This window comes from Runella sp. (genome assembly GCF_027484545.1).
Taxonomy (GTDB): Bacteria; Bacteroidota; Bacteroidia; order Cytophagales; family Spirosomataceae; genus Runella.
Genome location: NZ_JAIXST010000264.1, coordinates 1 through 8,970, shown reverse-complemented (window position 1 = coordinate 8,970; position 8,970 = coordinate 1). Strand labels below are relative to the sequence as shown.

Genomic DNA, 8,970 nt, shown 5'->3' with positions numbered 1-8,970 from the left:
GTTAAAAAGAAAAAGGCTGTATCAACAAACACCACGTAAGTAATAAGATTAGAGAAGGTTTTCCAGAAAACAAGCAAAAGGATGGTCCAGAAAGATTGGAAAATAATGGACCAAAAGGGCGTCTGATAACGAGGATGAACCTCCGCAAACTGCTTAAAAAACAGGCCATCTTGCGCCATTGCAAAGTAAATGCGTGGCGCAGTAAGAATATAAATCCCGATGGTACCCAATACCGAAAGCACAATCAAAAACGAGATAAATTTACCCCCCCAAGCCCAAATCGTAGAAACCGCTTCGGAGGCCACTCCTGTCGAAACAGCTACTTTTTCGATAGGCAACAACTTTAAATAAGCCACATTGATGCTCAAATAGGCCAAACATACAATTCCAATGCCCAGTAGCATTGCCCGTGGCACGATTCTGTCTGCATTTTTAACTTCGGCAGCTATAAACGTGGCATGTTGATACCCACCGTACGAGAATGTTACACCAATCAAAGCCAAACCAAAAGACGGAACTAAGGAAAGGTGCTGTGTGTTGGAATGCCACGTAAAATCGGTCACATTTATGGCATACACGCCTGCAATAAAACCTATTAAGACTACAATAGCGATGCCTACTAACTTAGCCGAAGTAAATATCGAGGCAAAAATCCCTCCCCATTTCACCCCCAAAACATTCATCAAAGTCAGCAAGGCAATCGTGACCACAGCTACCCCCAATTGTACATCCTCAGACATTGGAATAAGTTCACTGAGATATGACGTAAATACCAACGACAAGGCCGCCAAAGAACCCGTATTTATTACCAATAACATAGACCATCCGTACAAAAACGCGGGTAGTTCGCCAAAGGCTTCTTTCAAGAATACGTAAAATCCGCCCGCTTTTTGAAAAATTGAAGCGATTTCGGCAAAAGTCAATGCCCCGCACAACGCTACCAAGCCGCCTGCTATCCATACGCCAAGCATCCAACCCGTTGTGGGCAAATACATCGCAATTTCGGAGGGCGTACGAAATACCCCCGAGCCAATACTCGACCCCACCGCAATCATTGTGAGGCTAAAGAGACTGATTTGTTTTTTGAGTTGATTGGACATAAGTGTTTTTTAATTATCAAAAGGTAGAGGCGACAGAATTCTTTCAATTTAAAGCGATAATCGGTAAAAATGCAACTTCGGATATTTAATTCTTTTTAATTTCAACTTAATCCTACCTTAATCTCAAGGTGTCACCTTTGCAAAAAATGTGTCACCATTCACCATGAGAATTATCTTTCTGGCAGCACTCTTATTAACATCAAGTTGTTTGGTCCAAGCTCAAGACTCACTGCGGCTTTCTCTTCGACAAGCGGATAGTCTTTTTCTTAGAAATAATCTCTCGCTTTTGGCCGAACGATTCAGAATTGTCGCCTCTCAAGCCTCAATCATTCAAGCTCGTTTGTGGGATAACCCAACGCTTTCAGTAGAGGCGAATGCTTTCAATCCGGATAAACGTCGGGTATTGGATGTAGCACAAGGAGGCGAAAAAATCATCTCCATTGAGCAGATTTTGGTCACCGCAGGCAAGCGCAGCAAACAGGTAGCACTCGCCACCGAAAGTGCGCACATGACCGAATACGAGTTCATGGATTTGTTACGAGTATTGAAATTTGAACTTCGCAACAACTTTTTCGACATTTACTTTCTTCAAAACACTCTGAATCGGTATCAACTGCAAATCAGCAATTTACAAAGTACCGTTACTGCGTTTGAAAGTCAATATGAAAAAAACAACGTTTCTCTGCGAGAATTACTACGATTAAAAGCGCTTCTTTTTCAGCTCAATAACGACAAAACAGAAATACTTTTTCAAATCGCCGAGAAAGAGAAAGTTCTTAAAATTTTACTGAATCTCGACAGCCCTCTCATTCCCATTGTCAATGAAGCCGAATTGAACCGCTACCAGCTCAACGACTATAATGCGCCTGCTTTGGGACAATTGGCATTGCAAAATCGAGGTGATGTAAAAGTGACCGAGTCGCTGACTCGCCAAGCGGAACTGAACTATAAGTTACAGAAATCGCTGGCGACTCCCAACCTCAGAATAGGCGCCACCTACGACCAATCAGGAAGCTATGTCAACAATTACACAGGTCTAACCTTAGCCGCAGATTTGCCATTTTTCAACAAAAACCAAGGAAATATAAAAGTGGCCAGAAGTCTGATTGACTACCAAAAAGGACTACAGAATCAAAAAGTAAACGTAGTTACAAACGAGGTAGCAGCGGCTTTTCAGAAAGTACAGTACGTTGAAAACATGGTGCAAAGTATAGACAGCAAGTTTTCGGAACAGTTTGAACAACTCAACAAAGGAGTAGTTGAAAATTTTCAGAAACGCAACCTAACTCTACTCGAATTTATTGACCTCATCGAAACCTACAGCGAAAGCATCAAAGAACTCAACCGCCTCAAAGCAGACCGGGTTGGCGCGTACGAAGAATTAAATTTTACAGTTGGACAAGAACTTTTCAGATAAAAAAATGAACAGAGGATTTATTCTTTTACTAATCATAAGCGGCGGGTTATTGACCGCCTGCGAGAAAAAACAAGCAGTTTCGGAAGAAGTAAAAGCATTTATGCTGTCGGATACGATGATGAAACGCATTGAACTCGCCAAAGTCAGCACCCAACCCGTACGCAGCGAATTGACGCTCGTTGGCAAAATCACCGCCGACGAAAACCGAGTGATTAAAGTGTATCCTTTGGTGGGTGGCAATGTGGAAGCTGTAAACGTCGAATTGGGCGATTTTGTAAGAAAGGGGCAAGTCTTAGCCACAATTCGTTCCGGAGAAGTCGCTGATTTTGAACGACAAATGATTCAGGCACAATCAGAAGTATTGGTAGCTGAAAAAAATCTCAAAACAGCTGAAGACCTTTTTGAAAGTAAACTCAATTCTCAGCGGGAAGTAACTGTCGCCAAAAAAGAAGTTGAGAATGCCCAAGCAGAACTCAATCGCATCAAAGAAGTTTTTCGGATTTATGGATTGGGCAAAAACACCAACTACGTTGTCAAATCTCCTATTGATGGATTTGTCATCAGCAAAAATATCAATCCCGGAATGCAGCTTCGTTCAGATAATGCGGAACAGATTTTCACCGTTGGGCAGATAAGCGAGGTATGGGTGATGGCCAACGTCAACGAAAGCGATATCCCAAAAGTAAAAACGGGAATGCCCGCTAATATTCAAACCATCAGCTACGGGGGCGAATTATTTCGAGGAAATGTAGACAAAATCTACAACGTACTTGACCCCGAAACCAAAACCATGAAAGTCAGGATTCGACTTAATAACGTGGGTTATAAACTCAAACCAGAAATGCACGCAACCGTTTCTCTCAAGTTTGATGAAGGAGGTTCAATGACTGCCATTCCCGCAGGTGCTGTGATTTTTGACCGCAGTAAAAACTGGGTAATGGTATTTAAGAATCGCTCAACGATTGAGACCCGTGAAGTAACTGTCTATAAAATGCTCAATGATATTGCGTATATACGTACAGGTTTAAAAGACAATGAGCAGGTAATATCTAAAAATCAACTCTTAGTGTATGACGCACTAAATGATTAATATATGAATAAATTCATCAGAGGAATTGTCGGATTTTCGTTAAAAAACCGCTTTTTTGTTTTCTTCATGACGGGCGTTTTGGTCATCTCAGGCATCTTGAGTTACCTAAATACTCCTTTGGAGGCATTTCCTGACGTCACCAACACGCAGATAATTGTAGTGACGGAATGGAACGGACGAAGTGCCGAAGAAATAGAGCGCTTTGTGACCGTGCCGATTGAAGTATCCATGAACTCCGTCCAGCGCAAAACCAACGTGCGCAGCATTACGATGTTTGGACTAAGTATCATCAAAATTATTTTTGAGGATGACGTAGACGACTTTTTCGCCAGGCAACAGGTTAATAATCAACTCCGAACCGTTTCACTCCCCGAAGGTGTTGAACCCGATGTACAACCTCCTTATGGGCCCACGGGTGAAATTTTCAGGTTTACGCTTGAAAGCAAGGATAGGGACAGTCGCGAATTGTTAACTCTGCATAATTGGATCATTGACCGTCAACTTCGAAGTGTACCCGGCGTAGCGGATGTAGTGGCGTTTGGCGGGCGGGAAAAAATGTACGAAATCCAGGTCAATCCTACCCAATTAGCCAAATATGACATTACCCCTCTCGAAGTCTATCAGGCGGTTACCAAAAGTAATATTAACGTTGGAGGCGACGTCATTGAGCGCAACGGGCAGGCTTATGTGGTGCGCGGAATTGGCCTTCTCAGCAACATCTCCGACATTGAAAACATAATTGTAGAATACGTCAATGATAACGCAGTACTCGTAAAAAACGTAGCCGAAGTTAAAGAATCCAATCTGCCACGAGTCGGGCAGGCAGGACTCAACAACAACGACGACGTAGTGGAAGGGATTGTAGTACAGCGAAAAGGCGAAAATCCGAGCGAAGTTTTAACCCGTGTAAAGGCCAAAATTGAGGAATTAAACACCAAAATTTTGCCTCCTGATGTCAAAATGGTCACGTTCTATGACCGGGATAATCTGATAGCATTTTGTACTAAAACGGTGTTGCACAATCTGTTTGAAGGGATTCTGTTTGTAACGGTCATTGTATTTTTATTCATGGCCGACTGGCGAACGACCGTCATTGTATCCATCATCATTCCTCTGGCGTTGCTGTTTGCCTTTATGTGTTTACGGCTCAAAGGAATGTCTGCCAACTTACTTTCCATGGGGGCAGTTGATTTTGGAATCATTATCGACGGTGCCGTCGTCATGGTCGAGGGGATGTTTGTAGCGCTGGATCATTTAGCGCATAAAACGGGCATGGAGCGTTTCAATAAATTGGCAAAATTGGGTCTTCTGCGCAAAACGGGCGGCGAATTAGGCAAGGCCGTTTTCTTCTCAAAACTCATTATTATTACGGCTCTGATTCCCATTTTCAGTTTCCAGAAGGTAGAAGGGAAAATGTTCAGTCCATTGGCTTATACCTTAGGCTTTGCCTTATTGGGAGCATTGATTTACACCCTGACTCTTGTCCCTGTACTATGTTCGTTTTTACTGAGAAAAAATGTTCGGGAAAAGAATAACCCTATTGTCAAATTCTTTGACAAAATCGTAACAGCGGGATTTGAATGGTGTTATCACAATAAGAAAACCAGTGTGTTGGCTTCCTTTATTTTCTTAGGAGCTACTTTGTTTTCTGCGTCATTTTTGGGTACCGAATTTTTGCCCCAATTGAACGAAGGAGCTTTGTGGGTAGAAGCCAAACTACCCATGAGCAGTTCGTTGAACGAAACTGTGAAAATGGTAACCGTACTGCGAAAAAAACTCATGGAATTTCCTGAAGTAAACGGCGTACTTTCCCAAACGGGACGTTCCAATGACGGAACCGACCCCTCTGGTTTTTACTACGTTCAAATGCAGGTAAACCTCAAACCTAAAGACGAGTGGACAAGAAAAATCACCAATGACCAACTGGTGGAAGAAATGGACACCAAACTCAAACAGTTTCAGGGAATTAACTATAACTATTCGCAACCCATCATTGACAACGTGGCAGAAGCTGTGGCGGGGATGAATGCCAGTAATGCCGTCAAGATTTTTGGAGATGATTTAGAATTGCTCAATCAAAATGCAAACAAAGTCATTGAGGCCATCAAAAATGTGCCAGGTATAAAAGACGTCGGCATTTTGAGAAACATCGGGCAACCCGAAATGAGTGTGTTGTTTGATGAACAAAAAATGGCTCTTTATGGTGTTAGTACGGCCGATGCTCAGGCAGTAATCGAAATGGCAATTGGTGGAAAAACGGCGTCTATTCTCTACGAAGGCGAGCGTAAATTCGAGATTCGGCTTCGTTATCAGGAAACTTACCGCCGTACGGAAGATGATATCCAGCGATTGATGGTGCCAACGCTCAAAGGAAGCAAAATTCCCCTGAAAGAAATTGCTACCCTCCGCAAAGTAACGGGTCCGGCATTTGTCTACAGAGATAATAACAAACGATTTATCGGAGTGAAATTTTCGGTGCGGGAAAGAGATTTAGGAAGTACCATTGCCGAAGCTCAAAGTAAAGTGGCACCCATTTTGAAGAATTTACCCAAAGGATATTCAGTCAATTGGACGGGTGAGTTTGAGAACCAAGTCCGAGCCACCAAGCAGTTGGGTCAAGTGGTTCCCGTTTGTTTGATTGCCATCTTCATCATTTTATTCATCATGTTTGGCAATGCCAAAGATGCGGGGTTGGTATTGGCCAATGTCCCGTTTGCCATCATGGGAGGGATTTTAGCCATTCATGTGACGGGAATCAACTTCGGAATCTCAGCAGGGGTTGGATTCATTGCCTTATTCGGAATTTGTATTCAAAATGGGGTGATTTTGATTTCAGTATTTAACAAAAACCTTTCCACCCGAATGTCGCTCGACGCCGCAATTCGCGAAGGTGTAAAATCACGTATCCGTCCTGTCGTGATGACGGCCCTGATGGCGGCAATCGGCTTGCTCCCGGCAGCAGTCTCAACGGGTATTGGCTCAGAAACTCAAAAGCCATTAGCCATTGTAGTCATTGGAGGATTAATCACCGCAACCGTACTGACCTTACTAATTTTTCCAATCATTTATCGCTTTTTTTATCGTCACAATGTGCATACGATGAAGGATTTGGAATAATAATTGTTAATAATTGAGTATGTCCTTAACTACATTACTACCAATGAATATACCTATGAACACAAACAGAATGCTCTATCTCATTTTGTTTTTTGTTCTCAGTATTCTGTCGTTTTCGACTCCAGCACAAAACCGTACCGACTTCCAAGCTTGGCCGGGTGCGTCAATTAAGCTGGACCTACCAAAAAAATGGGCATTTACAGCTCAATATCGCACTCGTCTTATTGACAATGCAACGTCCTACAAAGGGTCGTATGTATTTGGCACTGTAGAATATGATTTTCACAAATACTTTGAAGCCATTGCCAATTATCGCCTTGCCATCGTTGACGTAGGTGTGTTTCATCGTTATTTTCTTGGTATATCTGCCAAAGCTAAATTTGGAGATTTCAGCTTTGCTCTTCGTCCGGCACTTCAATATCAAAGTCAACGTTTTACCGGCGATGATGAAGTGCGCCTTGATACAGACACTTATTTGAGGTCACGATTTACGGTAAAATACAAACTGAATAAAAAATGGGATGCGTATGTGTATGCAGAGCCATTTTTCGCGATAGGAAGTAATAAAACCAAAATAGACAACTGGCAAAATTCGATTGGCTTTAAATATGAATTTGCTAAAAATCAGAAGTTAAATCCTTATTTTATTTGGCAGCCTGACTATTCCCACAAAAAATATACGCTCACCAATTACATTGCTGGGCTTGACATTGAGTTTTCAACTAAACCATTCAGGAAATTAAACTCGAAGAAAAATAAAAAAGGCAGCCATCCGTCTTCGCAGTGGCCACCTAATTAAACGTCTTTATTTACTATTATACAATTTTTATAACTTCTGCATGAATCTGATGTTGCAATGCAATATCTTTTGCAAAATTGAAATGTCCCCGGGGTGTCATTAAAAATAATTTTCCACCTTTTGCCGCTGCCAGTGTACTCAAAAGTCTAAGTTTTGAAATAGTTCTGCTCACTTTATCCGTTTTAAGCACAACTTCAAAGTAAGAGTTCTCAGAAAACAGTCTACCGGTCACGTCGGGGATATACTTTTCTTCGTCTGACTGAAGAGCGTACCCTATTGGTGTTTCATATCCCTCTACGTTGGCGCGGATTTCCTCAAAGCCACGTTTTTTGAGCCATTTAACTACTTCAAGAATGTATGCTTCTCTGTTCATAATTATTAATCATTTTATTTTAAGTATTCCGCAACTCGCTTCATACGGTCTCATTTAAACAACGTTGGAAATACGAGTATGATTCAATATAACAGAAATGCTTGAAGCCTCATAACGCCTATTACCGCCAAAGTTACCTCAAAAGTAGGCAATAAATCGGCGGAATTGAAATCTAATGTAATAGTATTATCTAAAATGGGGCAATATATACCCAAAACGCCCTTTTCCGATAAAACTGTTAGAGCATTCCTTCATCTGCAAAACTCAAATACCCCCCATCCGTAAAAATCAAATGATCTAAGACAGGTATCTCTAAAAGCTTTCCTGCGTTATAAAGTCGACGGGTAAGTTCTTTATCCGCTTCACTGGGTTTAAGATTTCCGGACGGATGATTATGCACCAAAATAATGGCACTGGCCAAACACTCTATGGCGAACTTAAAGATAATTTTAGGATCAGCAACCGTACCTGATACCCCGCCCTGGCTTACCTGTACCGGCTTAATAACTTCGTTCGCCCGGTTAAGCAGCAACAGCCAAAATTCCTCGTGAGGTAAATCTAAAAGGTAGGGTTGAATCTGCTCATAAGCATCGCGCGAAGATGAAATACGGGCACGGAGCACCACTTCACTTTCTTTACGCCTACGTCCTAATTCTAAGGCTGCAATAATTGAAATCGCTTTTGCCTCCCCAATTCCTTTGATTTTCATCAAATCTTTAATGCTCAATTTAGCCAGTTCATTTAGATTGTTACTAGCTTTTTGAAGTATAATCTTCGACAAGTCAACCGCGGATAAGTCTCTGGTACCCGATCCAATCAAAATAGCTACCAATTCGGCATCAGTCAGAGCGGCTTTGCCTTTCAACAATAATTTCTCACGGGGGCGGTCTTCTTCTGCCCAACTCAAAATACGGCGTGTATCTGCGTAGTCTTGGTTATCAAGTGTCATTTTTATTACAATAGTTTGCAAAGGTTTGGGTAAAAAATAAAAAGCGTTAAATTGGGTTTACCACAACACCAACAACGCTTTTTATGGAGAGTATAGCCCTCGTGAGTGCGATATTAGCAAAGATG

At 41.9% G+C, this 8,970-nt stretch carries 7 protein-coding genes; 4 read left to right on the top strand and 3 right to left on the bottom strand.

The features are described 5' to 3' along the window. On the bottom strand, positions 1 to 1,100 hold a 1,100-nt coding region (locus tag Q0081_RS23940), incomplete at its 3' end, for an APC family permease (protein WP_298359742.1). 163 nt (positions 1,101 to 1,263) lie between these two features. Between Q0081_RS23940 and Q0081_RS23935 the strand changes: the two genes are divergently transcribed. The 4 genes from Q0081_RS23935 to Q0081_RS23920 all read left to right on the top strand — a co-directional run bounded on the left by Q0081_RS23935 (position 1,264) and on the right by Q0081_RS23920 (position 7,523). Continuing rightward, a complete protein-coding gene (locus tag Q0081_RS23935; protein ID WP_298359739.1) occupies positions 1,264 to 2,517 on the top strand; it encodes a TolC family protein in 1,254 nt (417 codons plus the stop codon). 4 nt (positions 2,518 to 2,521) lie between these two features. Continuing rightward, complete coding sequence (locus tag Q0081_RS23930) at positions 2,522 to 3,607, top strand: efflux RND transporter periplasmic adaptor subunit (RefSeq protein ID WP_298359737.1); 1,086 nt, start codon at positions 2,522 to 2,524, stop codon at positions 3,605 to 3,607. A 3-nt stretch (positions 3,608 to 3,610) separates the two neighbouring features. Continuing rightward, the gene (locus tag Q0081_RS23925; protein WP_298359734.1) at positions 3,611 to 6,724 is read left to right on the top strand and encodes an efflux RND transporter permease subunit; all 3,114 of its coding nucleotides are present in this window, start codon (positions 3,611 to 3,613) and stop codon (positions 6,722 to 6,724) included. 70 nt (positions 6,725 to 6,794) lie between these two features. Next, complete coding sequence (locus Q0081_RS23920) at positions 6,795 to 7,523, top strand: DUF2490 domain-containing protein (RefSeq protein WP_298359731.1); 729 nt, start codon at positions 6,795 to 6,797, stop codon at positions 7,521 to 7,523. A 16-nt stretch (positions 7,524 to 7,539) separates the two neighbouring features. On the opposite strand, the gene Q0081_RS23915 is transcribed toward Q0081_RS23920, so the two are convergent. Together Q0081_RS23915 and radC are read right to left on the bottom strand one after the other, a co-directional pair. Further along, positions 7,540 to 7,896, bottom strand: a complete 357-nt coding sequence (locus Q0081_RS23915; protein WP_298359726.1) for a hypothetical protein — start codon at positions 7,894 to 7,896, stop codon at positions 7,540 to 7,542. A gap of 238 nt (positions 7,897 to 8,134) precedes the next feature. Continuing rightward, positions 8,135 to 8,845 carry a RadC family protein gene (gene radC, locus Q0081_RS23910; protein ID WP_298359723.1) on the bottom strand — a complete coding sequence of 237 codons (711 nt, stop codon included), beginning with the start codon at positions 8,843 to 8,845 and terminating at the stop codon, positions 8,135 to 8,137. Positions 8,846 to 8,970: the final 125 nt, after the last annotated feature.

Excerpts from the sequence above, each read along its gene's own strand:
- Q0081_RS23935 (WP_298359739.1), top strand. The coding sequence starts at position 1,264 with ATGAGAATTATCTTTCTGGCAGCACTCTTATTAACATCAAGTTGTTTG.
- Q0081_RS23930 (WP_298359737.1), top strand. The coding sequence starts at position 2,522 with ATGAACAGAGGATTTATTCTTTTACTAATCATAAGCGGCGGGTTATTG.
- Q0081_RS23925 (WP_298359734.1), top strand. The coding sequence starts at position 3,611 with ATGAATAAATTCATCAGAGGAATTGTCGGATTTTCGTTAAAAAACCGC.
- Q0081_RS23920 (WP_298359731.1), top strand. The coding sequence starts at position 6,795 with ATGCTCTATCTCATTTTGTTTTTTGTTCTCAGTATTCTGTCGTTTTCG.
- Q0081_RS23915 (WP_298359726.1), bottom strand. The coding sequence starts at position 7,896 with ATGAACAGAGAAGCATACATTCTTGAAGTAGTTAAATGGCTCAAAAAA.
- radC (WP_298359723.1), bottom strand. The coding sequence starts at position 8,845 with ATGACACTTGATAACCAAGACTACGCAGATACACGCCGTATTTTGAGT.